General features: G+C 46.3%; 19 protein-coding genes and 1 other annotated feature. Of the genes, 1 reads left to right on the top strand and 18 read right to left on the bottom strand.

From position 1 onward, the window contains the following. Positions 1 to 9 precede the first annotated feature (9 nt). The 6 genes from holA to ACJMLT_RS07560 are packed head-to-tail and all read right to left on the bottom strand — an operon-like array spanning position 10 to position 6,830. Positions 10 to 1,008, bottom strand: a complete 999-nt coding sequence (holA, locus tag ACJMLT_RS07585; RefSeq protein ID WP_405728922.1) for a DNA polymerase III subunit delta — start codon at positions 1,006 to 1,008, stop codon at positions 10 to 12. Then, a complete protein-coding gene (locus tag ACJMLT_RS07580; RefSeq protein ID WP_405728919.1) occupies positions 974 to 3,328 on the bottom strand; it encodes a DNA internalization-related competence protein ComEC/Rec2 in 2,355 nt (784 codons plus the stop codon). The genes holA and ACJMLT_RS07580 overlap by 35 nt, the downstream gene beginning before the upstream one ends. 5 nt (positions 3,329 to 3,333) lie before the next feature. After that, the gene (locus ACJMLT_RS07575; RefSeq protein ID WP_405728916.1) at positions 3,334 to 4,296 is read right to left on the bottom strand and encodes a GerMN domain-containing protein; all 963 of its coding nucleotides are present in this window, start codon (positions 4,294 to 4,296) and stop codon (positions 3,334 to 3,336) included. Positions 4,297 to 4,309: 13 nt separating this feature from the next. Further along, on the bottom strand, positions 4,310 to 5,755 hold the full coding sequence (locus tag ACJMLT_RS07570; RefSeq protein ID WP_405728913.1) for a sensor histidine kinase: 1,446 nt from the start codon (positions 5,753 to 5,755) through the stop codon (positions 4,310 to 4,312). Further along, complete coding sequence (locus tag ACJMLT_RS07565; RefSeq protein ID WP_405728910.1) at positions 5,748 to 6,440, bottom strand: response regulator transcription factor; 693 nt, start codon at positions 6,438 to 6,440, stop codon at positions 5,748 to 5,750. Before ACJMLT_RS07565 ends, ACJMLT_RS07570 begins: the two co-directional genes overlap by 8 nt. A gap of 12 nt (positions 6,441 to 6,452) precedes the next feature. Further along, positions 6,453 to 6,830 carry a ComEA family DNA-binding protein gene (locus ACJMLT_RS07560; RefSeq protein WP_405728907.1) on the bottom strand — a complete coding sequence of 126 codons (378 nt, stop codon included), beginning with the start codon at positions 6,828 to 6,830 and terminating at the stop codon, positions 6,453 to 6,455. Positions 6,831 to 7,001: 171 nt separating this feature from the next. Between ACJMLT_RS07560 and ACJMLT_RS07555 the strand changes: the two genes are divergently transcribed. Continuing rightward, positions 7,002 to 8,354 (top strand): D-alanyl-D-alanine carboxypeptidase family protein, encoded by a 1,353-nt coding sequence (locus ACJMLT_RS07555; protein ID WP_405728900.1) that lies wholly within the window; start codon positions 7,002 to 7,004, stop codon positions 8,352 to 8,354. A 41-nt stretch (positions 8,355 to 8,395) separates the two neighbouring features. Here ACJMLT_RS07555 and ACJMLT_RS07550 read toward each other — a convergent pair whose 3' ends face one another. From ACJMLT_RS07550 to ACJMLT_RS07495, 12 genes are all read right to left on the bottom strand, one after another. After that, on the bottom strand, positions 8,396 to 9,169 hold the full coding sequence (locus tag ACJMLT_RS07550; RefSeq protein ID WP_405728897.1) for an ABC transporter ATP-binding protein: 774 nt from the start codon (positions 9,167 to 9,169) through the stop codon (positions 8,396 to 8,398). Next, on the bottom strand, positions 9,162 to 10,043 hold the full coding sequence (locus ACJMLT_RS07545; RefSeq protein ID WP_405728940.1) for an ABC transporter permease: 882 nt from the start codon (positions 10,041 to 10,043) through the stop codon (positions 9,162 to 9,164). The genes ACJMLT_RS07550 and ACJMLT_RS07545 overlap by 8 nt, the downstream gene beginning before the upstream one ends. A 31-nt stretch (positions 10,044 to 10,074) precedes the next feature. Then, positions 10,075 to 11,043, bottom strand: a complete 969-nt coding sequence (locus tag ACJMLT_RS07540; RefSeq protein WP_405728894.1) for an ABC transporter substrate-binding protein — start codon at positions 11,041 to 11,043, stop codon at positions 10,075 to 10,077. Positions 11,044 to 11,162: 119 nt separating this feature from the next. Then, positions 11,163 to 11,408, bottom strand: a binding site (T-box leader). Between the two features lie 174 nt (positions 11,409 to 11,582). Continuing rightward, positions 11,583 to 11,825, bottom strand: a complete 243-nt coding sequence (locus ACJMLT_RS07535) for an HPr family phosphocarrier protein (RefSeq protein ID WP_405728891.1) — start codon at positions 11,823 to 11,825, stop codon at positions 11,583 to 11,585. Further along, the gene (whiA, locus tag ACJMLT_RS07530) at positions 11,822 to 12,772 is read right to left on the bottom strand and encodes a DNA-binding protein WhiA (protein WP_405728888.1); all 951 of its coding nucleotides are present in this window, start codon (positions 12,770 to 12,772) and stop codon (positions 11,822 to 11,824) included. The genes ACJMLT_RS07535 and whiA overlap by 4 nt, the downstream gene beginning before the upstream one ends. Before the next feature lie 44 nt (positions 12,773 to 12,816). Next, on the bottom strand, positions 12,817 to 13,689 hold the full coding sequence (gene rapZ / locus ACJMLT_RS07525) for an RNase adapter RapZ (RefSeq protein ID WP_405728885.1): 873 nt from the start codon (positions 13,687 to 13,689) through the stop codon (positions 12,817 to 12,819). A gap of 38 nt (positions 13,690 to 13,727) precedes the next feature. Continuing rightward, on the bottom strand, positions 13,728 to 14,636 hold the full coding sequence (gene murB / locus ACJMLT_RS07520) for a UDP-N-acetylmuramate dehydrogenase (RefSeq protein ID WP_405728882.1): 909 nt from the start codon (positions 14,634 to 14,636) through the stop codon (positions 13,728 to 13,730). A 12-nt stretch (positions 14,637 to 14,648) separates the two neighbouring features. Then, positions 14,649 to 15,566 carry an HPr(Ser) kinase/phosphatase gene (gene hprK, locus ACJMLT_RS07515; protein WP_405728879.1) on the bottom strand — a complete coding sequence of 306 codons (918 nt, stop codon included), beginning with the start codon at positions 15,564 to 15,566 and terminating at the stop codon, positions 14,649 to 14,651. A gap of 62 nt (positions 15,567 to 15,628) precedes the next feature. Further along, on the bottom strand, positions 15,629 to 17,494 hold the full coding sequence (gene uvrC, locus ACJMLT_RS07510; protein WP_405728876.1) for an excinuclease ABC subunit UvrC: 1,866 nt from the start codon (positions 17,492 to 17,494) through the stop codon (positions 15,629 to 15,631). Positions 17,495 to 17,623: 129 nt separating this feature from the next. Further along, complete coding sequence (locus tag ACJMLT_RS07505; protein ID WP_405728873.1) at positions 17,624 to 19,258, bottom strand: putative polysaccharide biosynthesis protein; 1,635 nt, start codon at positions 19,256 to 19,258, stop codon at positions 17,624 to 17,626. Positions 19,259 to 19,301: 43 nt separating this feature from the next. Next, positions 19,302 to 21,134 (bottom strand): translational GTPase TypA, encoded by a 1,833-nt coding sequence (typA, locus tag ACJMLT_RS07500; protein WP_405728870.1) that lies wholly within the window; start codon positions 21,132 to 21,134, stop codon positions 19,302 to 19,304. 185 nt (positions 21,135 to 21,319) lie between these two features. Next, positions 21,320 to 22,081: HD domain-containing phosphohydrolase (locus tag ACJMLT_RS07495; RefSeq protein ID WP_405728867.1), on the bottom strand; the 762-nt coding region annotated here is incomplete at its 5' end.

The following is a 22,081-nucleotide window of genomic DNA, read 5'->3' as shown; positions in this document are numbered from 1 at the left end:
ACCCCAAAATCACTTTGTTGCATAATTGATGATCAGCAATTCTGCCGCAGTTTCCTCTGCGGCTTTACCCAGTTTGATATTCAGGTCGGTTTCCAGACAATCCCGCATAGCCGCTTTCCAAACCTCTGCAGGGAAGCGTTTCGATTGTCTGAGATATTCCTTCACCGCAAAATCACGGATATCCAGTTTTGCAGCGATCGCATCATTGGACAACCCGCCTTCCGAAAGCAGTTTTGTTTCCAGAATAAATCGAAACTGTCTGGTGATGAGAGAAAGCACCATATACGGAGATTCCTTCAGGGAAAGCAAGGTGCGATAGATCTGCACCGCCTTTTCCGGCCGTTTTTCCGCCACAGCCTTTACCAGATCAAAAACCCTCGCTTCCAGCGAAACCGTACAAACGGCACGGATATCTTCTGCTCTGATCTCCTTCTCATCACCTTTGTAAGCGATCAGCTTCATCAGTTCCCCTTCGATATTTTCCATATCGTGGTCAACGGTTTGCAGGAACAATCCCAGCACGCTTTCGCTCATCTGCATGCCGTTATCCTTGCATACCTTTCTGACCCAGGCAGACAGATCCTTTTCTGTCAGTTTCTTGAATTCCACCGCCTGTCCATATTTGGCCACTGCCTTATACAAAGCACTGGTTTTTTCAACCTTTTCTTCTACAAACAGCAGACATACGCTTTCCGGCAGATCCGCCAGAAATCCTTTCAGACGTTCGGCTTCTTCCTTTCTGCCACTTTTCTGGAAAAATTCACTGTTTCTGACCGTTACCAGTCGTTTCTCATTCAGAAACGGAAAAGTTTCCGCCGCATCCATAATAGCCGCCGCTGTAGCACGCTTTTCCTCGAAGATATCGTGATTCATCATCTCTGTCCCTTCGGGGAGGATCGCCTTTGTCAAAGCCGTTTCATAATCTTTGATCAGATAAGTTTCTGCGCCGAAAAACAGATAGCAACGACCAAACTCACCATTTTTCCACTGTTTTTTTAACTCTTTCATATAACGGCTCCCTTTCCGCCATCGTTTCTATCGTAAATGAGCCATCCCCTTTCAGCGTTACCTGCACGCTACCGCATGCATCGGTACGGTAAATTTTCATTCCCGCCTCCGTCAGACGCTCCAGTGTTTCCTCATGGGGATGTCCATATATATTCTTTTCTCCGCAGGAAATGACGGCTGTCTTTGCAGCCACCGCCGCCAGAAAATCCTGACCTGAGCTGTATTTGGAACCATGATGGGAAACTTTCAGAATATCTGCAGAAACATCCGCATTCGTATTCAACAGGATCTGTTCACATTCCGAAGACAGATCCCCGGTAAACAGGACTTCCGTATCCCCCACCGTATATTTCAATACCATGGAGCCATGATTATCTTCGTCTTCTGCAAAAGAAATATCCGCAGCAGGTGCAAGGCAGTCCCATGCACCATCAGACGAACGGCTCCTATCATCCACAGTATACAGCGTTATTCGGTATTTTTCCAGTATTTCTTTTAAAAATTCCAAATCTTTTGTAACTTCATAGGGATATGCTCCAAGATAGAAGCCCTTGATGGGAATATACTCCACGATTTCCAGTAATCCTGTCATGTGGTCGCTGTCCGGATGAGAAAGAAAGGCTCCCTCCACCTCTGAAACACCAAGCAACTCCAGATAAGGCAAAAGCACCGTATTGCCGACATTTTCGCCAAATTCCTTCCCATATTTTCCGCCGCCGTCTACCAGATATGTCCTTCCTTCCCATGTATGGATCACTGCCGCATCTCCCTGACCAACATCAAGAAAGGTGATGGTCGTTTCCTTTCGAAACAGCTGGTTTTCAAAAACAGCACACCAAAGCAAAACGCAGAGTACAACTGCTCTCTTCCAGCTGCCTTTTCTTTCGGAACCTTTCAGCCAGAAGAAAAGTAACACATAATATAGAAGGATGACCAGTTCCGTCGGCCGCCCCACCGGAATATATGCAAAGGGCAGATACAGCAGGAAAGTGCAGGCCATTTCAAATATTTTCAAGATCCCATAAACACTGCCTGCGGCAAATACCCCCAAAGGCACCCACAGCATTCCCAGAAAAGCGCTCAGAAGTCCAAACCCCAGCAACAGGCCGCTCAGCGGGATCACGACCAGATTGGCCAGGATCCCCGCCGGAGAGATATAGTAAAAATAATAGGCCGCCAGCGGAAAACTGAAGAGAGATGCATACAAAGAAAACCGCAGGCTATCCCGCAGAATGTCTTTCCATATCATCTCTTTTGCAGGTTTTCGTTCGATCTGTTCCGCCGCAATACAAAGTCCCAGTACCGTCACAAAAGATAACTGAAAACCAATATGAAACAGATATAACGGCTCAATATACAAAATCAGAAGTGCCGCAAGGGCGATTTCATTCAGTCTGTCATGGCTGCGAAACAACACCCTCGCCGTCATCACTACACAGATCATCGTCACCGCCCTGACTGCTGATGGCGTAAAGCCGATAAACAGCAAAAAGGACAGTGCCGCCATCATAGTTGCAATGGCCGAAACTCTCCTTGGCTGTTTCAGTATCTTTTCCATGAAAAAGGATACATACAACGCCAGCACAGACATATGTAACCCCGAAATACAAAGAACATGAACGATCCCCGCCCTTGCATAGAGGCGATAGCTTTCTTCGGGGATATCCTCCTTATCTCCCGTTAGCATGGCTTTCATGATACCGCTTTCCCCGACAGGCAAAATGCTGTCCAGTGTTCCATGCAATTTTGCTCTGGCTCTTGCCAAAAAAGAAAACAGCGAATGATCCTCTCCCAGATATTCCATTTCATCGGGATACATCTTTCCTTCATACCCCTTTGTCCGCAGGTACAGATCCTCATCATATCCGCCGGGAACAGATACTTCATAAAAAGGCGTTAATTTTCCCGTAAAAGCAACGCTTTCTCCCGCCTGAAACTGTTTTTCTCCTGACCAGATCACGTACAGTTTTCTATCCTGCAGCGCTGCACCTGTTCCATCCTCCAGATCACATCGGATGCTCAATTTCTGATTGCCTGCATCTGTCTGTCCAGCTTCTATGATCACGCCTTCCGCTTCCACGATACCACCAAGGAGGGTTTCTGCTGTTTCTTTTTCTGCGCTTTGCCCTGCCAGAAGAAAACCGGCGATCCCAAACAGCAAAAACAGCAGATATTTTCTGTTTCCCGTTTTTATCACAAATCGGAACAGGAAAAACAGAAAAAACCCAAAAAAGACCAGACAGATCAATTCTGATCTGCCCAGTCTCATATAAATACCACAAACCGTAAACAATACTGCCCAAGCAGCCGCCCTTTTCATACCTTTTACTCCCGGTCTTTCCCCAATGTTTTCACACTGCTGATAGCTGCAAAAGGTGTTTTGATTTCCAGACTTTCCTTAAATTTATCTACCTTTTTCCCTTCAACCAGGAACTGTACCTTTTCGATATGATCCAATTCACAAAGAGAATTTACGATAGAATAGATCGTCAGTTTTTCCGCCATTTCGCCGCCAACATGCTTTGCCACGAAATCCTGACTCAGATTCACATAACAGATGCCATCATTTGTCGTCGTTACATCTTTGATCTTTGTTTCCATCGGAACGGTGCGCTGTGCATTCACTTCCTCAGGACCGGCGATCAGCTGTTCCAGAACTGTTTTCTCACTGGTCTGGTTTGCATTTACTTCAATGACGCGTTCTTCTGTGATCAGGTCTGTACCATCACTATTGGCAAAATAAAGGGTCAGGATCGCATATTCCGTTGTTTCTGCAGAAATTTCCGGTTCAATGACCACATTGCTGCGGTTCATAGGGCCAAATTCCTGCCCGTTATTGTTTTTTAACGGCTGCCCTTCTACCGTCAGGACAACCCCTTCGATAAAATCCAGAGAAGTCAGCGTCCAGACGATCGAAGCCCGACAGATGACTTCCTCTGTGTTTTTCATTCGATGATATCCATTTGATACATCAACGACTGCGTTGTTATTTACCACGCCGACCGAAAGGAATTCTATCTCTTTGGGAATAGAAGGCAGCATTCCTTCTGCCGTTGTGTCATTTTTCAGCGTATTCAGCGTTGTCACAAGGATATCCTCCGTATTTTCTCCGCGGATCTCTTTTTTTGTCGGCTGCATCACGCCTTCATTGGACATATAATAAAACTCCACTTTTTCCTCACCGGAAGAGATGATGGAATCATACAGCAAAAAAGCGCAGGGAACCAGCACGATCAATACAATGATCATGACGATGGCTTTTCGGATTTTTGTTTCTCGCAGTGCCATTTGGTTACCTCCTTTATGCCTGCGCTGCAGGCTGCTGCTTTAAAGGGATACGCACCAGAATGGTCGTCCCTTCTTCTTCCTTACTGTTCACCTTAATGCTGCCTTTGTGCATCATAATGGTAGCATGGGTGATGGAAAGACCAAGACCTGTACCGCCGGTCTCCCTGTCTCTTGTTTTGTCTACACGATAGAATCGTTCAAAAATACGGCTTACTTCCTGTTCGGGAATACCGATCCCCGTATCTGCCACAGTAATAAAGACATTCTGATGGTCTGCATTCAATGTCACCTTGACCGTACCGCCTTCCGGCGTATATTTGATAGCATTATCCACCAGATTGGATATTGCCAGAGAAAGTTTCATTTCATCTGCATCCGCAGTTATCTCTTTCAGATAATCCGCTTCCAGAGAAACGCCCTTTGCATCTGCCAAAGGCTGCAGACGTTTGTTGATCCCTGCCATCAGCTGATTCAGATCGATCTCCTTGAAATTCAGGGGGATCTCCTTCTGATCCAGTTTTACCAATGTCAGCAGGTCATTGATGATCGCTGTCATACGGTCTACTTCGGAATTGATATCGTGAAGGAATTCCACATACATTTCCTTAGGCACATCTTCCATCAGCAGAATAGATTCACTCAGAACTTTCACAGAACTCAGCGGTGTTTTTAATTCATGGGATACGTTGGATACAAACTGCTGACGAGTGGATTCTACCTTTTCCAGCTGGTCTGCCATCTGATTGCAGGCCAGAGCAAGGTCGACCAGTTCCGTATGCATCCGCTGTTCCACTTTGGCACGTCTTTCAAAATGTCCTTCCGACATTTCCTTGATGATGCCGATCAGATTTTTTACAGGTTCTGTAAAGACCTTAGATACCACGACCATGATGATAAACAGCAATACCACAATGCAGGCCAGAAGCAAATAGGCTTCCCGCCCGATATCCCCGATGATATCCTGTACATTCTTCATACCGTCTACGATCAGAACAACGCCGCTGCGCTGATTGCTCAGCCCCATGACAGAAGCCGCCGCATAAACGACACCACTGTCCTGTTCCTTCGCGGTATCCTTATCATCCATAGCCTGCACCACTTCCGGCAGCAGGTATGTCTTGCCGATATCCTCATATCCGGTATCATAGACTACCACATAAGAGGAATCCAGGATCAGCACACGATACCCTTCATTCTGGCTGGTCTCCAGAATGATCTCTTCCATATCCCCTCTGTTTTCTTCATTAAACAGAAAGCCGGAAGAAGTCAGCTGACCGGAAATCACATTCGCCTGACTCAGCAGTTCTTTCTTCCTTTCCTCCACAAAATAATCCTGTACTGAATGGAGCATGGTGCTGGCAAGAAGCAGCAAAGGAATGATCCCTGCCAAGGCATAGGCCGCCAACAGGATCCATCGCAGAGAAAGAAACGGTGTTTTTTTCCACAGGTTCTCATTCATTAAAATAGTAACCAACTCCCCATTTTGTAAAGATATATTTGGGCTCGCTCGGGTTAGCCTCGATTTTTTCTCTCAGTCGGCGCACATGCACATCTACCGTTCTGACATCACCGGGGTAATCAAACCCCCAGACAGTATCCAACAGTTTTTCTCTGCTGTAAACCTTGCCGGGATTTTCCATCAGCAGTTCCAGCAGGTCAAATTCCTTGGCTGTCAGATTCACTTCTCTGCCGCTGACAAAAACACGTCTGCTGTCAAAGGAAAGTTCCAATTCTCTCGCCTTCAGAGAATGTTTTGCTTCCGGTGCCGCTGCTGTTTTCTTTACGCTGCGGCGCAGGATCGCTTTGATCCTTGCTTTCAGTTCCAGAATGTTAAAAGGTTTTGTGATATAGTCATCAGCGCCATATTCCAGCCCCATGATCTTGTCCATATCCTCACCCTTTGCCGTTACCATAATGATGGGCACCTGAGAAAATTCTCTTGTCTGCTGGCAAACCTCCAGACCGTCCATCTTGGGCAGCATCACATCCAATACCACCAGGTCAAAGTTCTTTTCTTTGATATTCTGCAGAGCCTCTTCCCCGTCATAGGCCGTTGTGACTTCCATACCGTCCTGTTCCAAAGAAAATTTAATGCCTTTGACGATCAGTTTCTCATCGTCCACTACCAAAATCTGATAAGCCATTTTGAAGCCTCCTTATTCTCCCACTGTGATCCGTTCTTTTATCTCCTCGAACGTTTTTTCGCCAATACCGGGCACTCTCATCATGTCCTCGATCCGGCCAAATGTTCCATTTTCTTCTCTATATGCTATGATATCCGCTGCGCGCCCTTCCCCGATACCAGAAAGAGAAATCAGTTCCTCTGCCGTCGCAGTATTGATATTGATTTTCTCCAGCAGATCTTCCGCCGCAATCTGTTTTCCTTCTGCCACGCCGATTTCCTCTGCAGCGATCTGTCTGCCCATATCCAGCATACCACCATAAAAACTATGGCTGTACCAGATGCCGCTGACCAGAAAAAGCACGACTACTGCCAGAAACTTATACTTCTCCTTCTTTTGTTTTCTGTTCAAGGTTTTTTCACGCAACTTTCATCCAAACCTCTTTTTCTTTTTTAATAAATATGATATAATAATTTATTGTGACCTAATATTGTATGCACAGAATTATCCACTATTATTGTAGTTTATCACATTTGACATAAATTTTCAAACCACTTATCGAAAGAATGACAGGAGAATCCCATGAAAAAAAGATTTCTGCCAGTTTTAATGGCTTTATCCATAATCTTCCCTACTTTTTCCGCTTTTGCAGAAGAAGTGACCCTGGAAACAACCCCAAATCAGTCTGCCCCTGCCATCGTTGCGGAAACCGCTGTTCTGATGGATGCTGCTAGCGGTGAAATTTTATATGACAAAAACGCTGACCAGAAAATGTTTCCTGCCAGCATCACCAAACTGATGACCATCCTGTTGGCCTTGGAGCATGGCAAACTGACTGACGAGATCACCTTTTCCCACGATGCCATCTATTCCATCGAATCCGGCAGTGCCCACATTGCCATTCAGGAAGGCGAAACTCTGACTTTGGAACAGGTGCTGCGAGCCATCATCCTGCGCTCCGCCAATGAAGCCTCCAACGGCGTAGCAGAATATGTGGACGGCTCCATCGAGGCTTTCACAAAGCACATGACAGAACGGGCAAAGGAACTGGGCTGCAAGAACACCAACTTTCTGACTGCCAATGGTCTGCATAACGAAAACCATTATACAACTGCCCACGATATGGCTCTCATCGCAAAAGAACTGCTGAAACACGAAGAATACCGCTCCATGATGAGCGAAACCTATTATGAAATTCCACCTACCAACAAACAGACAGAGGTGCGCTATCTGCACGGACAGCATCAGATGCTGAACGAAAATTCTCTGTATTATTACAAAGATGCCATCGGCGGCAAAACAGGCTTCACCACCGAAGCCCTGAACACATTGGTGACTTATGCCAGAAGAGACGGTATGGAGCTGATCGCCGTTGTTATGAAATGTAACGGCGCCGACCACTATACAGATACCGCCGCCCTCTTTGACTATGGCTTTGACCATTACGAATCTGCAAAGATCCTTTCTGCCGCAGACCACATGGTCACTATAAAAGTCACAGAGACCTATAAGGAAAAAACTGTAGACCGCGGTACCATTACCGCTGCTCCCGCAGAGGATGTTTATCATATCCTGCCCAAGGGTACGGATATTTCCGATATCACTGTTGAAACAAAGGTTCCTGAAAGCGTAGCAGCCCCTGTGGAAGCAGGACAGACCATCGGTACATTAAACATTTCTCTCCACGGAGAACTGCTGAAAACCGTCGATCTGGTAGCGCAGGATGCGGTTGCGGAACTGACAGATGCAGAAAAAGAAGAACTGGATGCTTCCTCTTTCACAGGGATCCTGAAAAAAGTCGGGATCAGTGTCGGAATCTTTCTCCTTGTTCTGATCCTGTTGGTTTGCATCACCCGTACCATCGGATATCTGCAGTATCAGAAACGCAGAAAAAACAGACGCAGAAGAAGAAATTCTTCCAGACGCAGAAGATAACATATAAAAACCCTCAAACCATTTGGTTTGAGGGTTTTTTGTCAGTTCCCACATTCAATACTGATTTCTGTAAAGATGTCCAGAATATCTTCTACTTTCGTATTTTTCTTTTCTTCGCTGCCTTTATCCAGTACAATATGGCCTTTATCCATCATGATCAGTCGGCTGCCATAATCCGCTGCATAACGCAGATTATGGGTCACCATCATGGCTGTCAGTTTCTTTTCTTTTACGACCTTATCTGTCAGCTCCATGATGATATCCGCTGTTTTAGGGTCAAGGGCTGCCGTATGTTCGTCCAGAATCAGAAATTCGATTGGTGTCAGCGTTGCCATGATCAGTGCCGCTGCCTGTCTCTGGCCACCGGAAAGAGCCCCCAGTTTTACGTTCATTTTATTTTCCAGCCCCAGACCGAGAATGGAAAGCTGTTCTTTATAATAATTTTCTCTTGCTTTATTGACACCTCTGCCCAGACCAAAGGGTTTACCCTTGTTGTCGGCCAGAGACATATTTTCCAGCATGGTCAGATTGGGACATGTGCCTGCGGAAGGATCCTGATACACACGGCCAATGGTGCGATATCTCTGGAAATCCTTCATTTTTGCAATATCCTTGCCACCAATGAGAACTTCACCGCTCTGAATGGGAATGCTGCCGCAGATAATATTCAGCATGGATGTTTTCCCGGAACCGTTACTGCCTACAATCGAAAGGAATTCCCCATCGGGCACTGTCAGATTGAAATCATCAAACAGCAGTGTTTCGGAAATCGTGCCGGGGTTATAGATTTTTTTGATATGTTTCAACTCAAGCATTTTCCGCACCACCCTTCTGTCTGTTGCCCAGAACCAGAACCAACAGGAACAGCACCGCTGTTGCCAGTTTCATCAGGTTTGCAGGCAGACCCAGACTGATTGCTATCTGAATACATGCTTTATAGAACACACTGCCCACCAGAACAGCTGTTGTACCTTTGACAAAACTCATTTTTCTGAACAGAGTTGTACCAATGATAACCGCCGCCAGACCGAATACCATCTGACCGGTACCCATTGTGCTGGAGAAAGCTCTCTGCTCCATACATACCATTGCGCCGGATAATGCCACCAAAGCATTGGCAATGACCAGACCAAGGATTTTCACTGTGCCTTTATCCTTCGCCAGTGTTGTGACCAAAGTGCTGTTATCACCAACTGCTCTCAGCAGCATACCGCTCTTCGTGCTCAGGTACCAGTCCAGAATCAATTTGAACAGAACTGCTACGATCAGAGACATCACGAATTTACGCAGCATCAGGGAAGAACCACCCATGATGGCCATGATAGGGCCGGATGTAAAGACCGTATCAATGGCACGTTCTACCGCCAGATTGGAACCTGCGATCTGCAGATTGATGGAGAACAGGGCTGTCATGGTAATGATGCCCGCCAGCAGATCTCTCACGCCGAATTTCACATGGATCACCCCTGTGACCAGACCAGCCACAGCACCTACCAGCATAGCCGCGATCAATGCCGCAAAAGGATTCATACCTTTTACCAGAAGCACTGCTGTGATAGCCGCCCCCAGAGGGAAACTGCCGTCTACCGTCAGATCAGGAAAATCAAGGATTTTATAAGTAATATAGATACCATAGGAAAGCAGGGCATAAATAAAGCCCTGCGTTGCTGTACTGATGATCAAGTCCATCATAATTATGACCTCTTTCTATGCAGATCGATTATTCTGCTGTTACATCAATGGCATTTTCTACTTTTGCATTCAGATTCATTGCTGCCATTGCTTCAGGATTTACATAGATTTCAAATGCTTCTACTGTTTCATAAGGCATATCTGCTGCAGCTGCTTCGCCTTTCAGGATTTTTGCTGCCATAGCACCTGTCTGTTTGCCCAGACCAACATATTCGATACCTGCGGAAGCTACGCAGCCCAGTTTTACCTGTTCGATTTCGGAACCATATACGGGGATGCCTGCGTCATTTGTTTTTTCCAGGATAGAAGGCAGAACGCCTACTACGTTATTATCTGTCAGGTTTGTCATGCAGTCAATGCCTTTGGAAATCATCGTATCTGCTGCCTGATTTACTTCAGCCTGTGTCATAACGCCCATTGCTTCGATCGTGAAACCGTATTTAGGCGCTTTTTCCTGATATTCTGCTACTGCAGAAACAGAGTTGGGTTCGCTTGTTGTGTAAAGGATACCGATTGTTTTTGCATCGGGCTGCATTTCACGGATCAGCTGCAGCTGCGCTTCAATAGGAAGTTTATCACTGGTACCTGTGATATTACCGCCTGTCAGTTTTGCCTGTTCAGGGTCTGTGATCGCTGTAAAGATAACGGGAATATCCTTGTCTTCTGCTGCTGCGTAGCATGCTGTTGCAGAAGGTGTTGCGATGGCACACATCAGAGCCACATCATTTGCAGAGAAATTCTGGGCGATCTGTGTTGCAATATTATCATCAAACCCTGCATTCTGGTAATCGATTTCGAAGTCAACACCTTCCACCAGACCTGCTTCTTCCAGACCTAACAGGAAGCCTTCTCTGCAGTTATCCAGAGATGCATGCTGGCCATACTGAGAAATGCCGATCACAGGGATATCGCCACTTGCCGCATCACCACCGCCGCAGCCTGTCAGTGCCATTGCCGCCATTACCATTGCCATTGTCATTGCCATAAATTTTTTCATAATTATCGCTCCTTTTCTGTTCTTGTTTTGTTTCTTCTTTCTTTTCTCGTCTCGTCTCTGCTGTTTCTATGAGCTTATTCCTCTTCCGTAAGAAATAAAAAAAGCCTTATCCCATATTCCTAAGGGACAAGACTTGAAAATCCTGCGGTACCACCCAAATTGATGAAAATTCATCCGCTCATATCACTGTACAGCCATACAGTCTCGCTCTGATAACGGGTGCGCTCCCCGTCGGCTGCTACTTGCTCACGCTTTCGGCCGCCCTCATAAGTCCATTCACCGATCCTCCTGCTGCCACGCTCCCACCATCCGCGGCTCTCTGAAAGCTGATTTGAAAGGCTACTCCTCTTAATCATTGGTTTTTGTCTTTGAATATGGTTATTATATCACCTCGGTCTTGTTTGTCAATAGTGTTTTTCGAAAAATTTTGTTTCGGTCGTTCCCCTTCCGAAAACAGACACAAAATATCAAAAGCCCAACAAACACAAGGTTTTGCAGGGCTCTTTTCTCATATGTACAATAAAAACAATATCAATCGATTATGCCAGTACTGCAGACAGTGCTTCCACTGCTGTAGCTTCATCTGCCCCGTTTGCTGTGATCACAGCATTCTGGCCTTCCTGCATATTCAGGGAGATTGTACCCATGATGCTTTTTGCGTTAATTTTCTTTTCGTCAACACTTACATGAATTTCTGCTTCAAATTTGCTGGCTGTCTGCACGAAATAAGCAGCCTGTCTTGCATCCAGAGCGGATTTGATTACGATGGATTTCTGTGTCATTCTAATTCACCTTTACCTTCTCTAAGCATTTCAGCGATATTACTGATTTTACGCAACCTGTGATTTACACCGGACTTCCCAACCGGTGTAGACAAGAAAGAACCAAGTTCTTTCAAACTTTTGTCAGGATATTCCAACCGAAGACGGGCTATTTCCTCCAGCTGTTCGGGCAACTGAGAAAGTCCAATGGTTTCTTCGATGTAGTCAATATCCTCCAACTGCTTCACTGCTGCGCCAACAACCTTATTCAGGTTTGCCGTCTCGCAGTTGACCTTTCGATTGATGTCATTACGCATTTCCTTAACGATACGGACATTTTCCAGATCCATTAGCGCAAGGGGCGCTTCCATTACATTCAAAAGATCCACGATCTGCTCGCCTTCTTTCAGATACACAACATAGTGGTCCTTCCTTTCCACTACCTTTGCATCCAGTTCAAAGGTGTTGATCAGTTCTCGCAGTTGCTCAGCAACGAACTTATCTGCCAAAACAAATTCCATGTGATAGTTCTTCTCAGGGTCATTGACCGAACCAACAGAAATGAATGCTCCGCGAATATATGCTCTGCGGCAGCAAACACTGCTGACCACGGGAGGATAGATCCGCTTCTTCAATTTAATCTGTCCTTCTTCTGCTGTTAACATTCCTGTTGCTTTCAGAATAGTTTCAGCCTGAGAAAAATTTTGAATAAGCACAGTATAAATGTGCTTGCGTCCACTGCTTCTGACCGATACGTCCGCTATAATATTAAAAGTATTTTTCAATAATGTAAAGCACTTTTTCGCGACGATAAAATTCTCTGTTTGCATTTTTAAACAAAAACGCCCCCCAAAAACAGCAATATGACCACAGATATTTACAATAGCCGCTGTTTCTGCAATTTGACAATGTCTCCCATTTCCCAAATGAAGGGACAACTCACCCTTTACCTTAGACGAAAATGACAAATTTGTCCCTCCTTTTCAAAAATCATAACAAATCCATTTTTTGCTTACTTTTTATGTCTTGCATCCTTTTCTATGTCATGATGCTGCAGCAGCAGCATGTGTTTTTCCTGTCCCAAAGCGGCATAAAGCGCATTGGCCAATGTAACGGAACGATGCTTGCCGCCGGTGCAGCCAATGCTGATGACCAGATTATTTTTCCCTTCTTTGATATACAGAGGGATCAGAAATTCCACCATATCCAGCAATTTACGCAGGAAAAGCTGGCTTTCTTCAAAATTCATCACATAACTGCTGACAGGCTCATCATTCCCTGTCAATTCTTTTAACTCCTGAATATAAAAGGGATTCGGCAGGAAACGCACGTCAAACACCAGATCACTGTCTGTAGGGATGCCATATTTGAACCCAAAGGACTGAATGGTGATCACCAGATTTTCATGGTTTTTATTTTCCACAAAGATACCGTTGATCTGCTCTTTCAGCTGTCTGGTCAGAACCTGGCTGGTATCGATGATATAAGTGGCCTTCGCCTTTACATCCCGCAGCATTTCTCTTTCCTTCTGGATCCCCTCATGGATGGAACCGTTTTTGGAAAGAGGATGACTTCTTCTGGTTTCTTTATAACGCTTGATAAGTACTTCATCGGAAGCATCCAGAAAAAGGATCTCATATTCATAACCTTTTTCCTGTAAAGAAGAAAGCACTTCAAACAGATCATTAAACAGCTTGCCGCCGCGGATATCGATCCCCATGGCAACTCTTTCAATTTCCCCTTCCTGCTCATAGCACAGCTCAGCAAACTTCGGCAGTAATGCAGGAGGCAGATTATCTACACAGAAGAAATTGATATCTTCCAAAAATTTCAGTACAGAGGTTTTTCCCGCCCCGGACATACCCGTTACAATGACAAATCTCATACGCTTTCGCCGTCCCTTCACTTTTCTTTATCTCTTGTTTATTTTTCCCCAACAATTTTTACTTCTGTTTCCAGCGCAACACCAAACTGATTTTTTACTTCTTTCTGACAGAAAGCAATCAGATCCAGAATATCCTGCGCAGTTGCACCGCCAATATTGATCAGAAAACCGGAATGTTTTTCAGATACCTGGGCACCGCCGATGGTTTTGCCCTTCAGGCCGGCATCCTGCACCAACTTGCCTGCAAAGTAGCCTGCAGGACGTTTGAACGTGCTGCCTGCACTGGGATACTGCAGTGGCTGTTTTTCCCTTCTCTGCTCTGCCAGTTCGGCCATACGGCCGCGGATTGCCATTTCGTCTCCTTTTTCCAGTTTCATCTTTGCCCCCAGAACGATATATCCTGCTTCGGCCACGATGCTGTGTCTATAACCCAGTTCCAGTTCCCCTACCGGAATGGTTTTTACTTCCAGTTCTTTTGTCAGCACATCCACGCTGACCAGTACATCTTTCATTTCTCCGCCGTAAGCACCTGCGTTCATCACAACCGCACCGCCAATGCTGCCAGGGATACCGCTGGCAAATTCCATGCCCGTCAGACCGGCATCTGCAGCCTTTGCAGCCACCGCACTCAGCAGAGCGCCGCCTCTTGCTTCGATGATCTCTCCATCCACAGTGACATCCGCCATGCGGCTGTAGATCTGGATGACTGCGCCGCGGATCCCTTTATCACGCACCAGCAGATTGCTGCCGTTGCCGATGACCATCACGGGCATATGATATTTTCTCAGAATGCCAATGGCACCCTTCAGTTCTTCTGCATCTTTTGGCATCAGAAAAAGATCTGCAGGGCCGCCCACACGGAATGTGGTATGCTCTTTCATGGGTTCCTGCAGTTTCAGTCCTTCTTCCCCCAGCACTGCCTGCAGTTCCTGTATCAAATTCTCCATAGTTTCACCTCATTATTTGCCAATACGATTTGCGAATTCCTGCGCCGTGTTCTTCCCCATCTTTTTCTGTCGATTGGCCATGGCTGCCGATTCGCAGATCATGGCTATGTTTCTGCCGGGACGTACAGGAATCGTATTCAACTGTACCTTATTCCCCAGAATTTCAATATATTCTTCATTTAAACCCAGTCTGTCATAATGGGCACCGCAAGCACCTTCATCCCAGAATTCCAGTTTGATGACAAGGTCAATGGTTTTTTTACTGATAACAGAACCAACACCAAACAGTTCCTTTACATTGATGATGCCGATCCCTCTCAGTTCGATCAGATAACGGATGATTTCAGGACAGGAACCGGTCAGTCTTCTGTCCGCAATTTTTTTGATCTCTACCGCATCATCTGCCACCAGACGATGACCTCTTTTGATCAGTTCCAGCGCAGTTTCACTCTTACCGATGCCGCTGGCACCTGTAATCAGAACGCCTTCCCCATAAATATCCACCAGCACCCCATGAAGCATCACACGGTCTGCCAGTTCTTCTCTCAGCCAGAAAAGCAGTTCCGCTGTGAAATCCGTGGTCAGCTGTTCTGTACGGAAAACGGGCACATCAAATTCTCTGGCATATTCCAGCATTTCAGGAAACACTTCCTGTCCCTTGCAAATGATTAGGCAGGGCACACGATAACTGAACAGATTATACAGCGCCTCTCTTCTGGCTGTCTCCGACAGGCTGGAAAGATAACCATGTTCTACACGCCCGATCACCTGCAGACGGTCATGGTCAAAGCTTTTGTAATAACCTGCCAGCTGCAGTGCCGGTCTGTTGATCTCTCTTTTTTTAACAGCGCGTCCTTCTAAAGAAATTTCAGGCAATATATTTTCAAGCTGAAATGCCTCTACGATTTTAGCCAGTTCCGCAGAATACATACACTTCATCCTTTCTATATTTCAAAAAGCCAATTCTTATCTGAGTATAGCATAACCGAAAATCAGCGGTTTTGCAATTCTTCCTGATGGAAAAACAGATATACCGACTCTGCCGCCGGGATGGTCATTCCCTCTGCCTCCAAGAGATCTGCCACCTCCGCCTCTGCGATTTTCTCAATGCTTCCAAAATAGCGCATCAACGCTTTTCTGCGCACTTCGCCGATCCCCTTGATATCATCCAGAACAGAATGGAGATTTCTTTCATCCCGCAGTTTTCTATGGTAAGTGATAGCAAAGCGGTGTACTTCGTCCTGAATTCTTGTCACCAGTTTGAACCCCTCTGAAGTCAGCGGAATTTGGATCTCTTCTCCCCGAAACAGAAGGCCTCTTGTTCTGTGCTTATCATCCTTCACCATGCCGCAGACAGGAATATCCATGCCAAAGGCCAACAATACCTCCTCCGCTGCATGCACCTGTGTCTTGCCGCCATCCATCAGGATCAGATCAGGCAGACGGGTAAAGCTTGTTGTCTTTCCTTCTACCTTTTCTTTGACAGCATGATTCAGTCTGCGGGTGATTACTTCCTGCATGGAAGCATAGTCATTGGGGCCAATAACAGTTTTGATTTTAAATTTACGATAATCGCTGTTTTTTGCACGGCCATCTTCAAAAACCACCATGGAACCAACAGACTCAAACCCCTGTGTATTGGAAATATCGTAAGCCTCCACTCGCTGCAGTTTCCCTTCCAGCCCCAGCGCCTTTCGGATCTCTTCCATGGCACCTTTGGTACGCTGTTCTTCTCGTTTCAGTTTTTCGCCGAACTGTTCAAAAATCAGCATGGCATTTCTGTGAGCCAGTTCCACCAGTTTCTGCTTTTCGCCCTTCACAGGCACAGTCAGCGTCACCTTGCTGCCCCTTCTTTCGGAAAGGTAGTCGGCAATCAGCTGGGTTTCTTCCTCCAACAGAGCCTCCTGCAGAATGATCTCCTTGGGCACATAGGCCGTACCGCTATAGAACTGCTTTACAAATGCCGTCAGGATCTCTGCCCTGCTCTGTTCCTCAAAAGCCGTCAGGGTAAAGTTCTCTCTGCCCGTCATTTTTCCGCCGCGGATAAAGAACACCTGCACCAGACATTCCTCAAAAGCACGGACAAAGGCAATGACATCCGCATCCCCAAGACCTGTATTGCTGATTTTCTGCCGTTCCGCCACACTGCGGATAGAGCGGATCTTATCTCTTAAGGATGCGGCCTTTTCAAACTCCATATCTTCCGCCGCCTGCAGCATTTCCGCTTCCATCTTCTTCAGAATACCGTCATGCTTGCCTTCCAGAAAATCCATGGCATCTTTCACATAGGCCTGATATTCCTCCTTGGGCACATTGCCGCTGCAGGGAGCCAGACACTGACCGATATGATGATTCAGACAGGGACGTTCCTTGCCGATATCCCTTGGAAAGACCTTCTTGCACTTTCGGATAGGAAAGAGTTTATGCAGTGTTTCCACCGTCTCCTTTGCCGCCAGAACGTCCGTAAAAGGGCCATAATACTTCGCCTTATCCTTCTCCATGCGGCGGGTAATGAAAATACGGGGAAAATCCTCCTGCACCGTCACTTTGATATAGGGATAGGTCTTATCATCCTTCAGCAGGATATTGTAATAGGGATGGTATTTCTTGATGAGGTTACATTCCAGCAACAATGCTTCCATCTCGGAATCCGTTACGATATATTCAAATTCCTTAATATTCGGCACCATAGACTGGGTCTTTACCGTATGATTTCGGCTGCTCTGAAAATACTGCCGTACGCGGTTTTTCAGATTGACCGCCTTCCCCACATAGATCACGTGTCCATCGGCGTCCTTCATCAGATATACCCCCGGTTTCTGGGGCAGTTTTTTCAATTCTTCCTGAATATCAAACATAAACTCACCTCTGATAACAAAGCTCTGCTTTGTTGTCTGTGCTTATAAGCTCTGCTTGAAGCACCATCTTTTCCTGTTTTGTAAAAAAGGAGCGTTCCTTTTTTCAAACGCTCCTCTTATTGTTTCAAATTATAATAATCTCAGTTTTTTCAGAATTCTTGTCAGTTTGCCGCCGCCGGGCACTGCCTGCAGATCTTCTTCTACAATACCTTTGATCAGAAGCATCACCAGACCATAAACGGCAATGGCTACACAGATCGCCAGCAGTGTGGCAATGGTATTGCTTCCAATCAGTTCAAAGAACAGCTTGTAGCTGCCAATGGTACCTGCCGCCATAGCAATAGAACCGATGACAGGCTTCAGGAAACTGCCCACGAAGTCAAACTTCGTCCCTGTGAGTCTGCTCAGCATGATCACGTCAAACACGCCGGCTACCAGATAACAGCCTGTTGTGGACAACACCGCACCCAATACATTGATAAAAGGAATACGGATGAGCAGTACATTCAGGATGACTTTCGTAATAGCACCAAGGATTGCACCGACTACAGGCACTTTGATATGACCGATCCCCTGCAGGATGCCGGTAGAAGTCTGGCACAGGGCAAGGAAGATGATAGAGATACCGCCCACTGTCAGAAGCATACCGCCGTCGCTGGCACTGGGAAACAGCATTGCCAGAATCTGAGGGCCAAGCGCACTGATGCCCACTGCCGCAGGCACGGAAATGATCATGGAAATACGGTATGTAAGAGCCATTTTACGGCGTACCTGTTTCTTTTCCTTCAGTTTCACGGATGCCGCAATACTGGGCAGTGCTGCCGTGGCAATGGCTGTGGAAATGGTTACGGGCAAAGTGGTCAGCGTTACAAACTTACCAGAAAGCTGACCATACAATGCTTTCGATTCTGCATAGGAAAATCCTGTATCCTGCAGAATATTTACGACCATCCCCATATCGATCAGATTGGTGATACTGAATACGGCTGTGCCCGCAATGATAGGCCATGCTGTCTGCAATACTTTACCGATCAGTTCACGCTTGGATTCTTCATAAGGCTGTCTGCATCTGTTTACACGCCACAGCAGATATTTTCTGATGAGGGAATAAGCAAAAACCACCACGATCAGACCGGCCAATGCACCGATGCCGGTACCCATGGTACCGCCGGCCGAAGCCAGAGGGATATTTTCCGTCATGCCTTCCGGCACGTTCACGCTCAAAAATACCCACGCCAGATACACGCTGAAAAAGGCATTAAATACCTGCTCGATGATCTGGGAAATGGCTGTAGGCACCATGGTATGCATCCCTTGGAAATAACCGCGGAACACAGACATGATGGCCACAATGACCAGTGTGGGACAAAGGGTCAGCAAGGAAAAATAGCTGTCCGGGATCTCGATCAGATTCGCCAGCTTCTGCGCCCCCAAGCCCATGATAACGGCAAAGACCGTGCCCAATGTGGTAGAGATGATCAGCGCCGCATGAAATACCCTATGGGCATTTCGATACTGTTTCAGAGCGATTCGCTCGGAAACCATTTTAGAGATGGCCGCAGGCAGACCCGCCGAGGACAGAATCAGCAGGAAGGTATAAATATAATACCCGCCGGCATAAATCGCATTCCCCTCGTCCCCGATCATGTTTGTCAGGGGCAAACGGTATACAAAGCCCAAAAAGCGCACAAGCAGGCTGGCCGCCGCCAGAATTGCTGCCTGTTTGATAAAGCCACCGCTTTTTTTCTTTGTTCTTGCTGCCATGACTGCACCTCTTTTCTATCTCAATCTCAAAAATTCAACTCTATTAGCTGTTTGCGCGGTTTCTTGCTTTTCTGCGCTGTGTGTTATCCAGAATTTTCTTTCTCATACGCAGGCTGCTGGGTGTTACTTCCAGCAGTTCATCATCACTGATGAATTCCATGCACTGTTCCAGAGACATAACGATATGGGGTGTCAGTTTCAGTGCTTCATCGGAGCCGGATGCACGAGTATTTGTCAGCTGTTTTCTCTTACAAACGTTGATATCCATATCGTCGGAACGCGCATTTCTGCCGACTACCATACCTTCATATACTTTTGTGCCCGCACCGATGAACAGGTCACCGCGTTCCTGCGCATTGAACAGACCGTATGCTACTGCGTCGCCGCTTTCAAAAGCTACCAGAGAGCCCTGAGAACGTGTCACGATATCACCTTTGTAGGGTTCATAGCCATCAAACAGAGAGTTCAGGATGCCGTTGCCCTTTGTATCTGTCATAAATTCACTGCGGTAGCCGATCAGACCTCTGGCAGGAATGGAGAATTCCAGTCTGGTATAACCGCCTTTTGCAGGATACATATTTGTCATTTCACCTTTTCTGGAACCCAGTTTTTCGATAACGTTACCAACGAATTCTTCGGGAACGTCGATAGTCACCGCTTCCATGGGTTCGCATTTCTTGCCTTCGATTTCCTTGAACAGAACTTCAGGTTTGGAAACCTGGAATTCATAGCCTTCTCTTCTCAGTGTTTCGATCAGGATGGACAGGTGCAGTTCGCCTCTGCCGGAAACTTTTACGCTGTCCAGATTATCTGTATCTTCTACACGCAGGCTGACGTCTGTGTTCAATTCTTTGAACAATCTGTCTCTGATCTGTCTGGAAGTAACGTATTTGCCTTCCTGACCTGCAAAGGGGCTGTCATTTACAGAGAAGTTCATTGCCAGTGTAGGTTCGGAAATTTTTACAAAAGGCAGTGCTTCAGGTTTTTCGGGAGAACAGATGGTATCGCCGATGGCAATATTTTCGATACCGCTCAGGGCTACGATATTACCAACGGATGCCTCTTTTACTTCTACTCTCTGCAGACCTTCGAACTGGTACAGTTTTGTGATTCTTACCTTTTTCTGTGTTTCCGCATTATGCATATTCAGAACGACAACTTCGTCGTTTACTTTCAGTGTGCCGTTTTCGATCTTACCGATACCGATACGACCCAGATATTCGCTGTAGTCGATGGTGGAGATCAGTGCCTGTGCAGGGGCTTCCATATCGCCTGTGGGTGCAGGGATGTGGTTGATGATTGCTTCAAACAGAGGCTTCATATCCCCTTCTCTTGCAGAGGAATCTTCGGAAGCGTAGCCGCCTCTTGCAGAAGCGAATACAAAGGGAGAATCCAGCTGATCGTCGTTTGCATCCAGTTCCATGAACAGTTCCAGAACTTCATCGATCACTTCGTCAGGACGTGCTTCAGGTCTGTCAATTTTATTTACGCAAACCACTACGGGGTGGTTCAGTTCCAGCGCTTTGCGCAGAACGAATTTTGTCTGGGGCATAGGGCCTTCAAAAGCATCTACTACCAGAACAACGCCGTCTACCATTTTCAGTACACGTTCTACTTCGCCGCCGAAGTCTGCGTGGCCGGGTGTATCGATAATGTTGATTTTCATATCACCATAATTTACCGCTGTGTTTTTGGAAAGGATCGTGATCCCTCTTTCCCTTTCAATATCACCGCTATCCATAACTCTTTCCTGTACAGTCTGATTGGAACGGAAGATACCGCTCTGTTTCAGGAGCTGGTCAACCAGTGTGGTTTTACCGTGGTCAACATGGGCAATGATGGCTACATTTCTGATATTTTCAATATTCTGCTTCATATAAATTTACTCCGATCCTGTCTTATTTTCCTCTTACGTACAACAGTATATTATAGCACTGCACCCCTTTGTACGCAATCTTTCCTCAGAAAAAAATATGCCTGTATTCAAGGAAAAACAGGCACTTTTAAAGATATTTTTCACAAAAAAAACGATGATCCGGTCTGTTCTGCCAAATCATCGTTTTATTCATTCTTCAAAACCTTGATCGTACCATTTTCCACCAATGTCACAAACAATTCTGCCAGCTGAGGGTCAAACTGTCTGCCGGCCTCACTTCTTACAACGCGCAATGCATGTTCGGTGTCGTAGGCATCCTTGTAGGAGCGTCGGGAAACCATGGCATCAAAGGAGTCTGCAATACAAAGGATACGGGCAGAAAGAGGAATATCTTCCCCTGCGATGCGGCGGGGATATCCTCTGCCGTCCCATCTTTCGTGATGACCGATAACTGCAGGGATTACATAGTCCAGAGAAGGCAGATGACGAATGATGCCGATGGAGTTTTCCACATGCTCTTTCATAACTTCATATTCTTCTGCTTCCAGTCTGCCGGGCTTATTCAGAATATTTTCCGGAATGCCGATCTTACCGATATCATGGAGCAATGCCGCTTCATGGATGATGGATACACTTTCACTGTTCAGACCATAGGCCTTCGCCAGTTTTGTGGCATATTCCGCTACATTTTTAGAATGGTTAAACGTATAGTGATCCTTTGTGTCGATAGCCGCTGTCAGAGCATAGATTGTAGATGCATATTCGGAGTAACTGCCCTCACGATAGCCTGTTCCGGTTTCCATCTGGTTGGTACGCGTATCTTCCACCTCACCGATGGAGTAGATCATGACTTTATTTTTACCGCTATGCTTCGCCTGATACAGCGCCATATCCGCATTATCCATCAGCTGCTTCATATTGGATGCAGCATAAGGAATGGAACAGAT

Origin of the sequence: Anaerotignum sp. (assembly GCF_045122575.1) — a bacterium.
GTDB lineage: Bacteria > Bacillota > Clostridia > Lachnospirales > Anaerotignaceae > Anaerotignum_A.
This window is presented reverse-complemented; position numbering and strand designations above follow the sequence as displayed.